This is a genomic window from Vibrio sp. RM-41-2B, from assembly GCF_024744415.1.
GTDB classification, from domain to species: domain Bacteria; phylum Pseudomonadota; class Gammaproteobacteria; order Enterobacterales; family Vibrionaceae; genus Vibrio; species Vibrio diabolicus.
Genome location: NZ_JAMQWD010000017.1, coordinates 65,672 through 82,844 on the forward strand (window position 1 = coordinate 65,672; position 17,173 = coordinate 82,844).

At 46.8% G+C, this 17,173-nt stretch carries 15 protein-coding genes and 1 rRNA gene; 8 read left to right on the forward strand and 8 right to left on the reverse strand.

Annotated elements, in window-relative coordinates; genetic code table 11:
- Positions 1-109: 109 nt before the first annotated feature.
- The 4 genes from NB463_RS12885 to NB463_RS12900 form a co-directional block, all read right to left on the reverse strand.
- Entirely contained in the window at positions 110-2,194 is a 2,085-nt protein-coding gene (locus NB463_RS12885; RefSeq protein WP_258431335.1) for an alpha-amylase, read from the reverse strand.
- Between the two features lie 218 nt (positions 2,195-2,412).
- Positions 2,413-4,479 (reverse strand): glycine--tRNA ligase subunit beta, encoded by a 2,067-nt coding sequence (glyS, locus tag NB463_RS12890; protein WP_258431336.1) that lies wholly within the window; start codon positions 4,477-4,479, stop codon positions 2,413-2,415.
- Between the two features lie 12 nt (positions 4,480-4,491).
- Positions 4,492-5,409 carry a glycine--tRNA ligase subunit alpha gene (gene glyQ, locus NB463_RS12895; RefSeq protein WP_047010271.1) on the reverse strand — a complete coding sequence of 306 codons (918 nt, stop codon included), beginning with the start codon at positions 5,407-5,409 and terminating at the stop codon, positions 4,492-4,494.
- A 178-nt stretch (positions 5,410-5,587) separates the two neighbouring features.
- On the reverse strand, positions 5,588-5,731 hold the full coding sequence (locus tag NB463_RS12900) for a hypothetical protein (RefSeq protein WP_012841258.1): 144 nt from the start codon (positions 5,729-5,731) through the stop codon (positions 5,588-5,590).
- A 162-nt stretch (positions 5,732-5,893) separates the two neighbouring features.
- Here NB463_RS12900 and NB463_RS12905 point away from each other — a divergent pair, with 162 nt between their 5' ends.
- A complete protein-coding gene (locus NB463_RS12905) occupies positions 5,894-6,448 on the forward strand; it encodes a TMEM165/GDT1 family protein (RefSeq protein ID WP_012841256.1) in 555 nt (184 codons plus the stop codon).
- A 206-nt stretch (positions 6,449-6,654) separates the two neighbouring features.
- Positions 6,655-6,915 carry a hypothetical protein gene (locus tag NB463_RS12910; RefSeq protein ID WP_258431337.1) on the forward strand — a complete coding sequence of 87 codons (261 nt, stop codon included), beginning with the start codon at positions 6,655-6,657 and terminating at the stop codon, positions 6,913-6,915.
- Between the two features lie 42 nt (positions 6,916-6,957).
- Here NB463_RS12910 and tusA read toward each other — a convergent pair whose 3' ends face one another.
- Positions 6,958-7,206: a sulfurtransferase TusA gene (tusA, locus tag NB463_RS12915; protein WP_005394130.1), complete on the reverse strand. Its 249-nt coding sequence runs from the start codon at positions 7,204-7,206 to the stop codon at positions 6,958-6,960.
- Positions 7,207-7,339: 133 nt separating this feature from the next.
- Here tusA and NB463_RS12920 point away from each other — a divergent pair, with 133 nt between their 5' ends.
- Entirely contained in the window at positions 7,340-7,522 is a 183-nt protein-coding gene (locus NB463_RS12920; protein ID WP_005394131.1) for a hypothetical protein, read from the forward strand.
- A gap of 166 nt (positions 7,523-7,688) precedes the next feature.
- A complete protein-coding gene (locus NB463_RS12925; RefSeq protein ID WP_258431338.1) occupies positions 7,689-8,633 on the forward strand; it encodes a LysR family transcriptional regulator in 945 nt (314 codons plus the stop codon).
- A gap of 51 nt (positions 8,634-8,684) precedes the next feature.
- Here NB463_RS12925 and acuI read toward each other — a convergent pair whose 3' ends face one another.
- The 3 genes from acuI to fadB all read right to left on the reverse strand — a co-directional run bounded on the left by acuI (position 8,685) and on the right by fadB (position 13,308).
- Positions 8,685-9,665: an acrylyl-CoA reductase (NADPH) gene (gene acuI / locus NB463_RS12930; protein WP_257082916.1), complete on the reverse strand. Its 981-nt coding sequence runs from the start codon at positions 9,663-9,665 to the stop codon at positions 8,685-8,687.
- A 281-nt stretch (positions 9,666-9,946) separates the two neighbouring features.
- Entirely contained in the window at positions 9,947-11,122 is a 1,176-nt protein-coding gene (gene fadA / locus NB463_RS12935; protein WP_258431339.1) for an acetyl-CoA C-acyltransferase FadA, read from the reverse strand.
- Between the two features lie 14 nt (positions 11,123-11,136).
- Complete coding sequence (gene fadB / locus NB463_RS12940) at positions 11,137-13,308, reverse strand: fatty acid oxidation complex subunit alpha FadB (protein ID WP_258431340.1); 2,172 nt, start codon at positions 13,306-13,308, stop codon at positions 11,137-11,139.
- A gap of 261 nt (positions 13,309-13,569) precedes the next feature.
- On the opposite strand from fadB, the gene NB463_RS12945 reads away from it, so the two are divergent.
- From NB463_RS12945 to NB463_RS12960, 4 genes are all read left to right on the forward strand, one after another.
- On the forward strand, positions 13,570-14,193 hold the full coding sequence (locus tag NB463_RS12945) for a YigZ family protein (RefSeq protein WP_005378891.1): 624 nt from the start codon (positions 13,570-13,572) through the stop codon (positions 14,191-14,193).
- A 46-nt stretch (positions 14,194-14,239) separates the two neighbouring features.
- Positions 14,240-15,697, forward strand: coding sequence for a TrkH family potassium uptake protein (locus NB463_RS12950; protein WP_006743175.1), 1,458 nt, complete (start codon positions 14,240-14,242; stop codon positions 15,695-15,697).
- 9 nt (positions 15,698-15,706) lie between these two features.
- Positions 15,707-16,234 (forward strand): menaquinone-dependent protoporphyrinogen IX dehydrogenase, encoded by a 528-nt coding sequence (gene hemG, locus NB463_RS12955; RefSeq protein WP_005378894.1) that lies wholly within the window; start codon positions 15,707-15,709, stop codon positions 16,232-16,234.
- Between the two features lie 454 nt (positions 16,235-16,688).
- A 16S ribosomal RNA gene (locus NB463_RS12960) occupies positions 16,689-17,173 on the forward strand; the annotation flags it as partial.

Genomic DNA, 17,173 nt, shown 5'->3' on the forward strand with positions numbered 1-17,173 from the left:
CCGAAAAAGAAAAAAGTGCGTCATAAGACCAGAGGAACGAGACAAAAGGGCAAAAATAACAATAAAAAAGGGAAGCTTATGCTTCCCTTGCTGGTGGAGAGAGTGTGATTTACTCACCGGTGTAAACAATCAGTACTTTGTCGTCTTGGTATTGGCGTTCGAACGCGTAGTAACCTTCTTGATTGCGAGTGATGTGCTTACCTTGAGCAACCGCTGGGTGGCGTTTACGGAATTCACCCAACTTTTGCCAATGTTGCAGCAGATCTTCACGCTCGCCATGAATCTTATCCCATGGCATATCTGAGCGTGTGCCTTGGTGGGCGTCTGAACCAGTAATGCCAAAATCACGAGCTATCTCATCACCGTAATAGATCTGTACTGCACCGGGAGCCAGCATCAGTGCATTTGCGGCACGTGCTTGGTCATCAAAGCTGCGGCTGCGCGCTGACCAAAACAGTTGAGTATCGTGCGAAGACAGGTAACTCAACACGTTGAACTCAGGATCGGAGTTAATACGTTCCGCGTAGCGGCGATAATCGCTATCGAGTTGAGCAAAGCATTTCAGCGCTTTTGGTGCTACATCAGATTGGAACTCGAAGTTGATGATGGAATCGAAGCCGTTATCGAAATACGGGCTTTTCACCACGCTGTGTGCCCATACTTCACCCGTCATCCAGAAAGGTAGATCATCCAAGGCTTTGTCTGGGTTGTTTTGCTTCCACTGGGCAAGCGCTTGAGTGGTGCTGGCTTTCAGCTCTGCCCACGCATCCATTTCAACGTGCTTAGCAGTGTCGACACGGAAACCATCAATGCCGTAGTCGCGTACCCAGTCGGATAACCAGGTAATCAGATGCTCACGTGGAGTTTTCAGCTTATCTTGCGCATTAGTGTCTTTATTGCGGAAGAAGTTCGGTAAGCCGGTTTTCTGAGTCGATTCGGTTTTGAGATCCGGTAGGTAGTTTAAAGACATGGTGATGTCGTTGTATCCCGGCGCATCGTACTCGCCGATGTCGGTACGAATCCAATCTTTGCCCCACCATTTATCCCACGCTTCGCTATCACCGTATTTGATGTAGTCGTTGAAGCTGTGCCAGCTTTGTCCTGATTTTGGCTGCCAGTCGGTCCATTTTTCACCAAGGAGTTCTTTGGCTTCTTGGTCATCAAGGTAAAGCTGACCAAATCCGAATTCCTGCATGTCTGCTAATGTTGCGTAGCCCGTGTGGTTCATGACCACATCCCAAATCACGCGGATGCCTTTCTTGTGGGCAGTATCGACGAAGGTTCTGAGTTCATCTTCGGTACCCATGTTGGCATCAAGCTTAGTCCAATCTTGGTGGTAGTAGCCGTGGTAGCCGTAGTGCTTAAAGTCGCCTTTATCGCCGCCGCCAACCCAGCCGTGGATTTGTTCCAGTGGTGAGGTTATCCAGATAGCATTGACACCAAGTGATTCGATGTAATCGAGTTTTTTCGTTAGACCCGCTAAGTCACCACCGTGGAAGGTACCAATCTCATATTTTCCGTCTTTGCTGCGACCGTAGCTGTTGTCGTTGTCTGGGTTGCCGTTATAGAAGCGGTCAGTCATGACGAAGTACACCGTCGCGTTGTCCCAACTGAAAGGTATTTCGGCTTGCTGCTCAACCTCTTCTAGCAGCAATAGACCTTGGCTCATAGGGCCCGGCTGCATGGTGACGCTGCCATTTGTAACTATAGTTTCTTGTCCGGTTAAGGCATCGCGAACGACAGTGCCATCACTGAAGGTTTGGGCAACGTTGATGGTTTTTGGCGTATCGGTTGCGACAGGGCAAGAGTAGGTAATATCTTGATTCTGTTTGGGTTTGAGCCTAACAGTTAGCTCGTTAGTGGTTGGGTTGAGCGTAAATTGATAGGTGTTGGCTTTGAAGATGCGCAGCGGCATTTGGGCATCTGTGGCGCAATTATCCATTTTTAATGGACGATTGAATTTGATGCGGCTTTCTTCTGCCAAAGCAAAGCTACTTCCACAGCTTTGATTACTGTCGGCAATGGTAAAGGTGTAGCTGCCTTTTTCGAGTTTTTGCTCGGCGACAAGTAAGCCTTGTGAGTTTTCCTCAAAAACTGCGGTGTCATCACCAACGCTTAATACGATGGCATTTTCTGGAATCTGGCTGCAGGCGCTCAATAGTCCAATAGAGAGTGCGAGAATTGTTTTTTTCATTGTGTCCTTCCCCCGAATAAACAGTCCAGTTATAGCAAAACTGAGCCTCTACAATCCGAGCTCTGCACCAACAAGTTAAACGTGTCTCACCCTACAAATTTTTGCCTTGTTCACAAAATGAATAATAAGAACCGATTATCTCCGTTTAAAGACAACAAAAAAGGGAAGCCGACGCTTCCCTTTACTTATCTCTTAATCACTTCTGAATCAGTAATGAATTACTTTTGAAGGACAGAGATATCTGCGACCTGTAAGAACAGGTTACGCAGGTTGTTCAGCAATGTCAGACGGTTCTTCTTAAGTGCTTCGTCGTCTGCCATTACCATTACGTTATCGAAGAACGCATCCACTGGCTCACGTAGATCTGCTAGCTTGCTTAGGGCTTCTTGGTAGTTACCGGTCGCAAATGCAGGCTCTAGTGCTTCAGTCATGACTTCAACGCTTTCTGCTAGTGCTTTCTCTGCGTCTTCTTGTAGCAATGCTAGGTCAATTTCTTCTGCTAGTTCGCCGTCGAATTTCGCTAGGATATTACCAACACGTTTGTTCGCTGCTGCTAGAGACTCTGCCGCTTCCAGTTCACGGAAGTGAGAAACCGCTTTAACACGTTGGTCAAAGTCTGCTGGTTTAGTCGGACGACGAGCCAGTACCGCTTGAATGATGTCTACGCTGAAGCCTTCGTCTTGGTACCAAGCACGGAAACGACCAAGCATGAACTCAATCACGTCTTGTTCAACGTTGTCGTTGGTTAGGCGGTCGCCAAACAGTGACTTCGCTTTCGCTACTAGGTCAACAAGATCTAGGTTGTAGCCGTATTCAACGATGATACGCAGTACACCTAGAGATGCGCGGCGTAGTGCGAATGGGTCAGAACCTTTAGGTGCTTGACCAATACCGAAGATACCTACGATAGTGTCTAGCTTGTCTGCCATTGCAACTGCAGTTGAAACGCCGTTAGATGGCAGTTCATCACCCGCGAAACGAGGCATGTATTGCTCGTTCAGTGCGACTGCAACTTCTTCTGCTTCACCGTCGTGGCGAGCGTAGTGCATACCCATAACACCTTGAGTATCCGTGAATTCGAATACCATTGAGGTCATTAGGTCACATTTTGCTAGTAGACCAGCACGCTTTGATTTCTCAACGTCAGCACCGATTTGCTCTGCAATGTAGCCAGCAAGTTCTGTGATGCGGTCTGTTTTGTCTTTGATCGTACCCAGTTGCTTTTGGAAGATCGCTTGTTCTAGTTCAGGCAGACGGTCGATAAGCGGACGCTTACGGTCTGTGTTGAAGAAGAACTCTGCGTCAGCAAGACGAGGACGAACCACTTTCTCGTTACCTTCGATTACGTAACGAGGCTCTTTTGATTCGATGTTCGATACGAAGATGAAGTTAGGTAGTAGCTTCTTGTTTTCGTCGTAAACAGGGAAGTATTTTTGGTCACCTTTCATGGTGTAAACCAACGCTTCAGAAGGCACTTTTAGGAACTCTTCTTCGAACTTCGCTGTAAGTACTACTGGCCATTCAACCAGAGACGTGACTTCTTCTACTAGGTCATCTTCTAGATCAGCGATACCGCCAACTTCTGCTGCCGCTTTTTGTGCGTCAGCTAGGATGATGGCTTTACGTGCTTCGTAATCTGCCATAACTTTACCGCGCTCTTCTAGGATTGCAGGGTATTGCTGAGCAGAATCGATAGTGAACTCTTGTTCACCCATGAAGCGGTGACCACGGATAGTGCGGTCAGAAGCGACACCAAGGATCTCGCCTTCGATTAGGTCGCAGCCCATCAGCATGGTTAGCGTCTTAACTGGACGGATAAATTGAGTCGTTTTGTTACCCCAGCGCATTGGTTTTGCGATAGGTAGGTTTGCTAGTGCTTTCGCTGCAATTTCAACGACGATCTCAGACGTTGGCTGACCTTTCACTTCTTGTTTGAACAGTAGCCATTCACCTTTATCTGTAACCATGCGCTCTGCTTGGTCAACAGAAATACCACAACCGCGTGCCCAGCCTTGAGCCGCTTTGGTTGGGTTGCCTTCCGCGTCAAACGCTGCAGAAACCGCAGGGCCACGCTTTTCAACCACTTTGTCAGACTGGCTTTCTGCTAGTGCCGCGACTTTAAGTGCAAGACGACGAGGAGCCGCAAACCATTTCACGCCTTCGTGAGCAAGCTCAGCGCTTTTTAGTTCTGCTTCGAAGTTTGCTGCGAATGCTTCAGCTAGCGTACGAAGTTGCGTTGGTGGTAGCTCTTCTGTACCTAGCTCGATTAGAAATTCTTTTGCCATGTTCTCTACCCCTTACGCTTGTTCTTTCTTACACATTGGGAAGCCAAGAGCTTCACGCGATGCGTAGTATGCTTCTGCTACTGACTTAGTCAGATCGCGAATGCGCAGGATGTAACGCTGACGCTCAGTTACTGAGATCGCTTTACGCGCGTCTAGTAGGTTGAATGCGTGACCTGCTTTTAGGATACGCTCGTAAGCAGGTAATGGCAGTGGCTTTTCAAGCTCAAGCAACTCTTTACACTCTTTCTCACACTGCTCGAAGAAACCAAATAGGAATTCAACGTCTGCGTGCTCGAAGTTGTAAGTCGATTGCTCTACTTCGTTTTGGTGGAAGATATCACCGTAAGTCACCTTGTTGCCGTCTGGCGCGATGTTCCAAACTAGGTCGTAAACCGAGTCTACTTCTTGGATGTACATTGCTAGACGCTCGATACCGTAAGTGATTTCGCCAGTGACTGGTTTACACTCAAGGCCGCCAACTTGTTGGAAGTAAGTAAACTGAGTCACTTCCATACCGTTTAGCCAAACTTCCCAGCCTAGACCCCATGCGCCTAGTGTTGGGTTTTCCCAGTTGTCTTCTACGAAACGGATGTCGTGTACAAGAGGGTCAATACCAAGAACTTCAAGGGAGCCAAGGTACAACTCTTGAATATTGTCAGGCGATGGTTTTAGCGCTACTTGGAATTGGTAGTAGTGCTGAAGACGGTTAGGGTTTTCACCGTAACGGCCATCAGTAGGACGACGTGAAGGTTGTACGTAAGCTGTCGACATTGGCTCTGGGCCAAGCGCTCGTAGACAGGTCATTGGGTGAGAGGTACCCGCACCCACTTCCATATCTAGCGGTTGAACAATGGTACAACCATTTTGAGCCCAATAATCCTGCAGCGCGAGGATCATTCCCTGGAAGGTTTTGATATCGTATTTTTGCATAAGTCAGGTTCGCGCGATTCTCTTGTTACTCGTTAATTCGTCATCTATGCCGAGTTTTTCAACTCTAACAACGGCGATAAAGAGTAATTACGGTTGAATAAATTAACAATCTAGTATAACCAGATATTGAGCATGGGAGTAGAGCTAATCTTGATTAATTCGTGGGCGATTTTCTCCTTTAATGAATTTTTACCGCGTTATCTGCTGTATTTTTCTTAAAAGGGAGTTTTTGCCTGCTTTGGCTCTTGAGAAGCGCAACAAAGGTGGCTAGAATTGCGCCTGTCTTTGGGGAGTAGCTTACCTGATGAAGTTTCTGTTTCATCTGGTTCGTCCGTCAACATAATTGGTGCAAAATCACCATGGCGTTCGAGACTTGAAGCCTTTCAAGTTTAGCAAGACCTTAGACAAATCATCACGAACCGGGGTAGGGGCGTGAGGTTTGTCTTTGGTTAAATATAATAATCCCTGCCCCAATGAGCATGTCGTGAGCGTTTTAGCTATTTCAATTACAACTGTAGCGTTAGCAGAAATTGGCGATAAGACCCAATTGCTATCTCTATTACTCGCAAGTCGTTACCGCAAACCAATCCCAATTATTGCAGCAATCTTTTTGGCAACCATTGCCAACCACGCTTTGGCTGCATGGCTAGGTGTGGTTGTTGCTGACTATTTATCACCTGATATTTTAAAGTGGGTGCTGGTGGTCAGTTTTGTCGCGATGGCGGCTTGGGTGTTGATTCCTGATAAGTTGGATGATGACGAACAGATTTCAAACCGAGGTCCTTTCATTGCCAGCTTTATTGCTTTCTTTGTGGCTGAGATTGGTGATAAAACTCAGATCGCTACTTCTATCCTAGGCGCGCAGTACGCGGATGCGCTGAGTTGGGTCATACTTGGCACGACCATTGGTATGCTGTTGGCTAACGTGCCTGTGGTGTTAATTGGTAAGCTTTCAGCAGACAAGATGCCCTTGGGGTTGATTCGTAAAGTCACCGCTATTTTGTTCGTGTTGTTGGCGATTGGTGCGGCCTTCTTTTAATGTTTTTAGGCGGATAACGCAGCCTGAAAATGGAAAATGTTATCCGCGAACAATCGTTAAAATGATGCAAATAATCAATAACTAGCGAATTAGTGGCGTAGCTCAAACTCTTACTTAAAATCGCTCCGTAGCGTGACGGATGACATATTAGTGTCATACTTGTCATGGTAGTTTAATGGTGTGAATGATAGCGAGAGGGCAAGTTTATGCTTACACGTTACATGGGGATGACCCCAAAGAGTCAGAGTTATTTATTCACCTTTGGTTTGGCGCTGTGCTTGTTAGCGATGGTACTGACTGATATGTGGTTGCCGATTGTGGCAGGATCGTTCGCTCTTACTGGATTAACAGTAGAGGCGTGGATTCGCGTAGCCCACATCATTCCTATGCATGAAGAGATGCGGGCAATGAAAAAACAACTCAACAAGCTCCAATCAGAAGTTCGCACACTCGAATACGATGAATAAACAAACGGCAGCCAATCGGCTGCCGTTTTTAATTCGACCAGATTATTCCAATCCTTTCTTGATCAGGTACTGATACGGAACTTGCTCCGTTTGTGCTGCAATTAATTGGTGATCCATAAAACGGCAGAAACTCGGAATGTCTCGAGTCGTGGATGGGTCATCTGCTTTGACCAGCAAAATCTCACCATCTTGCATGTTGCGAATTGTCTTCCTGACCATCATCACTGGCTCTGGGCAGCGCAGTCCTTCCGCCTCTAATGTCTTTGTTGCCAGTTCAGGATTAAAGCTCATAGTGTGATTCTCGTAACTAACTTAGCGGTGAATTCTACGTTCGTTGAAAAAATATTCAATAACCACTTGGCAAACGGAAATTTTTGTTTTACCTTAAATTAACAATTTGGCAACAACTGGCGAGGGAGAGGCAATGTTAACAGCGTTAGACAGACTTACGATTTACTCCGTACTTTGTTTTATCTCGTTTTGTGCTTTGGTACTCAGAACGCCAGCTGACACCTCTTTGATGCCTCTTGTAGGCATGGTTGCCACTATTATTGGGATTTGGATCGAGATGCGCAAATGGTCAGGTGCATCTGAGCAAGAAAATTAGCGCTTTTTGCTTCGATCAGAATACTTTAATAACGCTCACCTATTTTTACCGACACTTCATTCCGACACTATCCCCATTTTTCTTGGGCTTCCCCGCTGAAAGGCGGGATTTTTTTTGCCTGAAGAGTACAATTTACCCAAACACATACAAAATAAGTGGCTAATTCGTGGAACTGGAAGACATCTATCGCCGAGATTTAAATTTACTGGTTGCGTTGCGAGTACTGATAGAAGAAAACAGTGTCAGTAAGGCGGCAACACGTCTGAATTTGAGTCAATCGGCAATGAGTCGTGTGCTTGGTCGTCTGCGTGACTTATTGGGAGACCTGCTGTTTACTCGTCAGGGGCAGCATTTGATCCCAACTCAGAAAGCGTTAGAGATCGATCGCTCATTAGGCGAGCCATTAGAGTCTTTACGTCAGTTGTTATCTCCGGTTGAGTTTGACCCATTGCAATGCGTACAGACTTTCAACATCGTGACCACCGACTATGCCATGCAAACGATCTTACCGTTCGCTTTGCCGAGAATTTACCAAGAAGCGCCAAACGTGTCGTTCAACTTCTTACCACTGCAACACGACCGTTTATCAGATCAGCTCATTTATGAAGGTGCAGACTTAGCTATTTGTCGCCCGACAGGTCCGGTGGAGCCGCTACGCAGTGAAGTGTTAGGGCGAGTGGGGGTGCTGTGTATGCTTTCAAAACAGCATCCATTAGCGGATAAAGAAATGAGCTTGGATGATTATCTGAGTCATCCACATGCCATGATCGCCATCAGTGATGGTGTTAAGGCACTGATCGAACAAGCTTTGATGGAGAAACCTAAGCGTAAAATGGTTCTGCGGGCTTATCATTTAGAAGCCGCATTGGCGATCATGGATACCTTGCCAATTATCATCACAGTGCCAGCGGACTTGGCATATCTGGTTGCCGAGCGTTATGACTTGGTGGTGAAACCATTACCATTCCAATTTACTCCATTTGAGTATTCGATGATTTGGCATGCGCGTTGCGAGCATTCTCCTGCTCAAGAATGGTTAAGAACGATTGTGCGTGAAGAATGTAGCCGTCTAATAGCTAAGCGTATCGAAGATATGGGACTAAACTGCTAACAAAAAGAGCCAGCAATGCCGGCTCTTCGTTTGTTTACGCTGAGTCAGTGTTTATAGCTTGATAACCATACGACCTGTTACTTGACCGTTGGTGATGTCTTCTGCGTATTTTGGTGCTTCTGCTAGTTCTACTTCAGTACACGCTTGCTCGAAATAGCTGTCTGGTAGTAGTTCAACCAGTTTTTCCCATGCTGCGATGCGTTTCTCTGTTGGACACATTACTGAGTCCACACCTTGTAGACGAACGTTACGTAGGATGAACGGCATCACTGTAGTTGGTAGATCAAAACCACCTGCAAGACCACAAGCTGCAACTGCACTGTTGTAATCCATTTGCGCCAATACTTTTGCTAGTACTTTGCTGCCTACAGTATCAACCGCACCTGCCCATACTTGCTTTTCAAGTGGACGTGCTGGTTCTTCAAATTCAGTACGGTCGATGATGCGGCTAGCACCTAGTTTTTCAAGTAGCGGGCCATTTTTCTCTACACGGCCTGTCACTGCAGCAACTTTGTAGCCAAGCTGTGCTAGAAGCGTTACTGCGACTGAGCCTACACCGCCACTTGCGCCAGTTACTAGGATTTCGCCATCTTCAGGTTTGATGCCTGCATCAAGCAGTGCTTGAACACACAGCATACCAGTGAAGCCAGCAGTACCAACCATCATTGCTTTCTTGCTGTCTAGACCTTTTGGTAGTGGTACTAGCCAATCCGCTTTTAGACGAGCACGCTGAGACATACCACCCCAGTGGTTTTCACCCACGCCCCAGCCAGTAAGGACAACTTTGTCACCTGCTTGGTAACGGTCGTCTTCTGAGCTTACTACCGTACCTGCTAGGTCAATACCTGGCACCATCGGGAAGTTACGGATGATTTTACCTTTACCTGTGATCGCAAGACCGTCTTTGTAGTTTAACGATGAGTAATCAACGTCAATCAGAACGTCGCCTTCAGGCAGTTGTGTTTCATCGATTTGCTCGATGTTAGCGATAGTACGTTTGTCTTCTTGATTTAGAACTAGAGCATTAAACATAAGGTTCTCCGAAATTGCGTTAGCGTGACTCAGTTGCCACATACAGCAAGATATTAACTGTCTATAAGTCTATGTCTTCTCTATCTATGAATAAAATGAAAGTTACTCATTTCATGTATGCTTCGTATGCATATTTACTGTGTTTGGCGTAAAACAAAGGGCGACATCTGATGTCGCCCTTAAGTGTAATACTAAATTATTTTAGTATTTATTCATTTCATGCTGGTTGTTGAGTAGATCACTACGACCATCGTCGTTTTGAGCCTACTTCACCCCAAGCGTTAAGGCCTCTCAAATACGGTCGCTATACCCTGACCCAAACCGATACACATGGTGGCTAGACCATATTTCGCATCTTTCGCTTCCATTAGGTTGATCAACGTTGTTGAGATGCGTGAACCAGAACAGCCTAGTGGATGACCCAATGCTATCGCACCACCGTTAAGGTTGACCTTCTCATCCATCACATCAAGCAGGCCTAAGTCTTTAGCACACGGCAGAGACTGCGCTGCAAATGCTTCGTTTAGCTCAACCACATCCATGTCTTCAATTGAAAGACCGGCACGCTTGAGCGCTTTTTTCGTCGCCGGTACAGGACCGTAACCCATAATAGAAGGATCGCAGCCCGCAATGGCCATGCCTTTAATACGTGCACGAATCTTCAAGCCAAGCTCATTGGCTTTCTCTTCACTCATGATCAACATCGCTGATGCACCATCGGACAGCGCCGATGATGTACCGGCTGTTACTGTACCGTTTGCAGGGTCGAACACTGGGCGAAGTTGAGATAGACCTTCAACGGATGTTTCAGGGCGAATCACTTCATCATAGTCGAGAGTAAACAGTGTACCGTCAGCCGCATGGCCTTCAATTGGTAGGATTTCGTTTTTAAAGCGACCCTCTACGGTTGCTGCGTGCGCACGAGCGTGAGAGCGCGCGGCAAACTCGTCTTGTTGCTCACGGCTAATGCCATGTAATTTACCAAGCATTTCAGCCGTTAAGCCCATCATGCCCGCAGCTTTTGCTACGTTCTTTGACATACCAGGGTGAAAGTCTACCCCGTGGTTCATCGGCACATGCCCCATGTGCTCAACGCCACCAATTAGGCAGATTCCAGCATCGCCAGTCATGATCGCACGTGTACCGTCATGCAGCGCTTGCATGGATGAGCCACACAAACGGTTAACCGTCACAGCGCCAATTTCAATCGGCAGGCCCGCGAGTAGCGCGGCATTACGTGCAACGTTAAAGCCTTGCTCTAGTGTTTGCTGTACACAACCCCAGTAGATGTCTTCAATCTCGCTTGGGTTCACTTGTGGGTTACGTGCAAGAATGCCTTTCATTAGACGCGCAGATAGATCTTCTGCTCGTGTATGACGGAAAGCACCACCTTTAGAGCGACCCATTGGAGTACGTAGACAATCGACTACGACAACATTTCTTGTTTGATTAGTCATTTTAGAATCCCTCCTTAGATAGAACCTTGCTGTTGTGCACCGTAAAAGCTTTCACCTTTCGCCGCCATATCAATCAGCATTTGCGGTACTTGGTACATCGCACCTAGCTCGGCGTGTTGTTTTGCCATTTCAACGTATTCAGCAATACCCACGCTGTCTAGATAGCGGAATACGCCACCGCGGAATGGAGGGAAACCAAGACCATAAACCAATGCCATGTCTGCTTCCTGCGGAGTAGCGATGATGCCTTCTTGAAGGCACAGCACAACTTCGTTGATCATTGGAATCATCATACGTTGAATGATGGTCTCATCGTCAAAGTCCTGCTTATCGGCACAAACGTCAGCGAGCACCGGCAAGATCTCTTCAGAGAAGGTTTTCTTCGGCTTACCTTTTTTATCTATGGTGTAGCTGTAGAAGCCATTACCATTCTTCTGACCATATTTGTCTGCTTCGAATAGTGCATCAATCGCATCACGACCTTGTTTACCCATACGCTCAGGGAAACCCTCTGCCATCACAGCTTGTGCGTGGTGCGCGGTATCAATGCCGACTACGTCAAGCAAGTACGCCGGTCCCATCGGCCAGCCAAACTTACGCTCCATGACTTTGTCGATTTTCGTAAAGTCAGCACCATCACGAAGTAGCATGCTGAAGCCGCCAAAGTATGGGAACAATACGCGGTTAACGAAGAACCCTGGGCAGTCATTGACGACAATTGGTGATTTGCCCATTTTCGCAGCATACGCCACAACACGATTGATGGTTTCATCAGAGGTGTGCTCACCACGGATGATCTCAACAAGAGGCATGCGATGCACTGGGTTGAAGAAGTGCATGCCACAGAAGTTTTCTGGGCGTTTTAGCGATTTCGCTAATAGATTGATTGGAATCGTCGAGGTGTTTGAGGTGATAACGGTATCGTCACCGACATGTGATTCCACTTCACTCAAAACTGCTGCTTTTACTTTCGGGTTTTCTACTACGGCTTCAACAATCACGTCTGATTCTTCGATGCCTGCGTAATGTAGGCTCGGTGTGATAGACGCTAAAATACCAGCCATCTTAAAGCCATCAATGCGACCACGAGATAAGCGTTTATTTAGCAGCTTAGATGCTTCAGTCATGCCTAAATCGAGTGAAGGTTGCGCGATGTCTTTCATTAACACCGGTACGCCTTTTAATGCAGATTGGTAGGCGATGCCGCCGCCCATAATGCCCGCACCAAGCACAGCCGCACGTTGCGTGTCTTTACTCGCTGACTTAGCTGATTTTTTAGCAAGCCCTTTAATGTATTGGTCGTTAAGGAACAAACCAACCAGTGATTTTGCTTCTTCAGACTTAGCCAGTTTTACGAAGTGCTTACGTTCAATGTCGAGTGCTTCGTTACGAGCGAAGCGAGCGCCTTCTTCAATAGTAATAACGGCTGTCATTGGAGCTGGGTAGTGAGGACCCGCTTTTTGTGCCACCAGACCCTTCGCCATGGTGAAGCTCATCATTGATTCAAGCTTACTTAGCGTTAGAGGCGATGTCTTTTGCTTGCGACGAGCTTGCCAGTCCAACTTCTCGTTGATTGCCGAGGTCAGTGTCTTGAATGCTGACTCGTAAAGTGCGTCGCTATCAACAACTGCATCAAGAAGACCAATCTTTAACGCTTCATCCGCACGACACGCTTTACCTTGAGTGATCACTTCCATTGCGCTGTCGGCGCCAATAACACGTGGCAGACGTACACAACCACCAAAGCCCGGCATGATGCCTAATTTTGTCTCTGGTAGACCGATGCTGGTGGTTTTGTCACCAATACGCATGTCTGTTGCTAGCACACATTCACAACCGCCACCAAGAGCGTGGCCTTTGATCACCGAGATGGTCGGAACGGGTAAGTCTTCTAATTTGTTAAAGATGCTGTTAGCAAATTGCAGCCATTGGTCGAGCTCGGCATCCGTTTTAGCAAACAGACCTAAAAACTCGGTAATGTCTGCGCCTACAATGAATGCGTCTTTATCTGAAGTGAGCAACAACCCCTTGAGGCCTTGATGGGCAATGAGCGCATCAAGAGCTTTATCTAGCGATTCCAATGTCGCTAGGTCGAGTTTGTTGACGGATTTTGGAGAGCAGAAGCTTAGCTCTGCAATACCATCTTGTATTTCCTTTACCTGTAGGGTTTCGGCTTGGTAAATCATTGTCTATCTCCATGACATACAATCGTGGATTGTCTGTATACCTATTTCAACGACGCCGTGTACCTCGGCAAATAGGTATCGAGGAAGTCGTTTTATTTTTGTTCTGGTTTGACCAGTAAAGTTAGTTTGGATCGTGGATTGTCTAATTTCAATACATTTTTTAAACAAGTGTTTAACATTGTGCGCTGTGGCAGATCTTATGCGACGGGTAAATCACACTCGTGATAGACTTCAGGCAAATAGACCTGAATCCATAATCCTATGAATGACAAGCCTTATCTGATTCCAGCAGAGCCTGCTCAATTTGAAGAAGAAATTAAAAAGAGCGTATTCATTACTTATTTGGCGCACACGCCAAGTATCGAAGCTGCAAAAGCATTTGTTGATCAAATCAAAGCTAAACACGCTGATGCTAGACATAACTGTTGGGGCTTTGTTGCTGGTCGCCCGGAAGATTCAATGAAATGGGGCTTTAGTGATGATGGGGAGCCGTCCGGAACTGCAGGCAAACCGATCCTGGCGCAGCTGTCTGGATCTGGGGTGGGGGAGATCACGGCAGTGGTCACGCGATACTCTGGTGGAATCAAGTTAGGTACAGGCGGCTTGGTTAAAGCGTATGGGGGCGGGGTACAACAAGCGCTCAAGCTGCTTCAAACTATTGAGAAAAAAATAACCACAAAGCTCAGACTAACGTTAGACTATGGGTTTATGCCGATCGCACAGTCAATCATGCCGCAATTTGGTGCGATAGAAGTCGAGGCTGAATACAGCGATCAGGTCGTATTAGTGGTGGAAATTGAGCTTCGAGAAGTGAGCGCGTTTACCCAAGCAATCATCAATAAAAGCGGGGCAAAGGCAATTGTCACTCCGCTAGACGGACAATAATGAAAAACAGGAAGCAACAGGGACAGCTTCGCTAGTCAATTTATCCATGCAATTTCGTTCAATTATTCGAATCGTCGGGCTACTGCTCGCACTCTTTAGTGTCACTATGCTTGCGCCAGCACTCGTTGCGCTGATCTATCGAGATGGTGCAGGTGTGCCTTTTGTCACGACATTTTTTGTTCTGCTGTTTTGTGGGGCCGTTTGTTGGTACCCAAACCGCAGGTATAAGCACGAGCTTAAAGCTCGAGATGGCTTTCTTATTGTCGTCTTATTCTGGACAGTACTTGGCAGTGCAGGCTCGATCCCCTTTCTCATTGCTGACAACCCGAACGTCTCAGTCACAGATGCGTTTTTTGAATCGTTTTCTGCTCTCACTACGACCGGGGCGACCGTTATTGTTGGTTTGGATGAGTTACCTAAAGCGATTCTATTCTATCGACAGTTACTGCAGTGGTTCGGCGGTATGGGAATCATCGTATTAGCGGTGGCGATTTTGCCAGTACTTGGCATTGGTGGTATGCAGCTTTACCGCGCCGAGATCCCTGGTCCAGTCAAGGACACTAAAGTGACGCCGCGCATAGCAGAAACTGCTAAGGCGCTTTGGTACATCTATTTGAGCCTGACTATCGCCTGTGCATCGGCTTTTTGGTTAGCTGGTATGACGCCATTTGACGCCATCAGTCACAGCTTTTCCACCATTGCCATTGGTGGCTTTTCTACCCACGATGCCAGCATCGGATACTTTGATAGTTACGCGATTAACCTGATTACGGTGGTTTTTCTGCTTATATCTGCATGTAACTACACGCTGCACTTTGCTGCATTTGCATCAGGTGGCGTACATCCCAAGTATTACTGGAAAGATCCTGAGTTTCGCGCCTTCTTGTTTATTCAAGTGCTGCTATTTGTCATTTGCTTTCTATTATTACTGAAACATCACTCTTACACATCGACATACGATGCTTTCGATCAGGCACTTTTCCAAACCGTGTCAATTTCGACAACTGCGGGCTTTACGACGACAGGTTTTGCGGATTGGCCGCTCTTCTTACCTGTACTGCTATTGTTCTCCTCTTTTATAGGTGGTTGTGCTGGTTCAACAGGCGGCGGCATGAAAGTGATCCGTATCCTGCTTCTTACCTTACAAGGTGCGCGTGAACTAAAACGTTTAGTCCATCCACGCGCGGTTTACACCATCAAAGTAGGTGGCAGTGCCCTACCGCAACGTGTTGTCGATGCGGTTTGGGGTTTCTTCTCCGCGTACGCATTGGTATTTGTGGTTTGTATGTTGGGCTTGATTGCTACAGGGATGGACGAGCTCAGTGCATTCTCTGCGGTGGCTGCGACTCTGAACAACCTCGGTCCTGGCTTGGGAGAAGTGGCGCTTCACTTTGGTGATGTTAACGACAAAGCAAAATGGGTATTGATAGTTTCTATGCTGTTTGGTCGTTTGGAAATCTTTACCTTACTTATTCTACTTACGCCGACGTTTTGGCGTAGCTAAGGGGAAATCGTGGCAAAAGCATTATTTCTATACTCTTCCCGCGAAGGGCAGACTAAAAAAATTCTTCACTATATAGATGAACAACTTCCAGACTTCGATTGTGAGCTGGTGGATTTACATAATGTCGAGACGATTGACTTCAGCCAATACGACAGAGTGTTGATAGGCGCCTCTATTCGCTATGGCCATCTTAATAAAAAGCTATACCAGTTTATTGAGCGAAACCTCAATCAATTGGAGCAAAATAAAGTGGCATTTTTCTGCGTAAACCTAACCGCTCGTAAAGAGGACCAAGGAAAGGATACACCTGAAGGTAGTGCCTACATTCGCAAGTTCCTAATTAAGTCGCCTTGGAAACCAACGCTAATCGGTGTTTTTGCTGGTGCACTTTATTACCCACGTTACAGCTGGTTCGACAGAACTATGATTAGGTTCATTATGTCGATGACGGGTGGCGAAACCGATACGACCAAAGAGGTGGAGTACACCAATTGGGAAAAAGTGGCTCTTTTCGCAGATAAATTCAGAGAACTGTAGAAATAACGTGCTCTTTTGACCGCTTTTGATGCAAATTTATCCGAACGATAAAAAAATCAAAAAAAACGTGAAAAAGGGCTTGCCAATGTGATCGCAATCTCTATAATGCCACCTCGCTGACACGGCAACGCTTCGAAAGAAACGAAGTCGAGGTTAGCAAGCCAAATTAGCCAAGCGGAAACGCTTGAAGAAAGTTTGAAAAAGTGATTGACACTAAACTTTAACTCGCTAAAATGGCCGTCCTGTTTTGAGCAAAGCTCAACAGGAAAGCTCTTTAACAATATAGACCTATCAATCTGTGTGGGCACTCGTTGATGATAATCCAATTAGAAGCTTCGGCTTCAAATTAGGTTTCAATGAAACGAAGTGACCATTGAATCTTCGGATTCAGCACAGTCAATTCAAACATTACTTTATGTAATGTTCAGTATTCATTGAGCCGAAACAAAATCTTAAATTGAAGAGTTTGATCATGGCTCAGATTGAACGCTGGCGGCAGGCCTAACACATGCAAGTCGAGCGGAAACGAGTTATCTGAACCTTCGGGGAACGATAACGGCGTCGAGCGGCGGACGGGTGAGTAATGCCTAGGAAATTGCCCTGATGTGGGGGATAACCATTGGAAACGATGGCTAATACCGCATGATGCCTACGGGCCAAAGAGGGGGACCTTCGGGCCTCTCGCGTCAGGATATGCCTAGGTGGGATTAGCTAGTTGGTGAGGTAAGGGCTCACCAAGGCGACGATCCCTAGCTGGTCTGAGAGGATGATCAGCCACACTGGAACTGAGACACGGTCCAGACTCCTACGGGAGGCAGCAGTGGGGAATATTGCACAATGGGCGCAAGCCTGATGCAGCCATGCCGCGTGTATGAAGAAGGCCTTCGGGTTGTAAAGTACTTTCAGTCGTGAGGAAGGCGGTGTCGTTAATAGCGGCAT

Coding starts and splice junctions, on each gene's coding strand:
- NB463_RS12885 (WP_258431335.1), bottom strand. CDS start 2,194: ATGAAAAAAACAATTCTCGCACTCTCTATTGGACTATTGAGCGCCTGC.
- glyS (WP_258431336.1), bottom strand. CDS start 4,479: ATGGCAAAAGAATTTCTAATCGAGCTAGGTACAGAAGAGCTACCACCA.
- glyQ (WP_047010271.1), bottom strand. CDS start 5,409: ATGCAAAAATACGATATCAAAACCTTCCAGGGAATGATCCTCGCGCTG.
- NB463_RS12900 (WP_012841258.1), bottom strand. CDS start 5,731: ATGAAACAGAAACTTCATCAGGTAAGCTACTCCCCAAAGACAGGCGCA.
- NB463_RS12910 (WP_258431337.1), top strand. CDS start 6,655: ATGCTTACACGTTACATGGGGATGACCCCAAAGAGTCAGAGTTATTTA.
- tusA (WP_005394130.1), bottom strand. CDS start 7,206: ATGAGCTTTAATCCTGAACTGGCAACAAAGACATTAGAGGCGGAAGGA.
- NB463_RS12920 (WP_005394131.1), top strand. CDS start 7,340: ATGTTAACAGCGTTAGACAGACTTACGATTTACTCCGTACTTTGTTTT.
- acuI (WP_257082916.1), bottom strand. CDS start 9,665: ATGTTTAATGCTCTAGTTCTAAATCAAGAAGACAAACGTACTATCGCT.
- fadA (WP_258431339.1), bottom strand. CDS start 11,122: ATGACTAATCAAACAAGAAATGTTGTCGTAGTCGATTGTCTACGTACT.
- fadB (WP_258431340.1), bottom strand. CDS start 13,308: ATGATTTACCAAGCCGAAACCCTACAGGTAAAGGAAATACAAGATGGT.
- NB463_RS12945 (WP_005378891.1), top strand. CDS start 13,570: ATGAATGACAAGCCTTATCTGATTCCAGCAGAGCCTGCTCAATTTGAA.
- NB463_RS12950 (WP_006743175.1), top strand. CDS start 14,240: ATGCAATTTCGTTCAATTATTCGAATCGTCGGGCTACTGCTCGCACTC.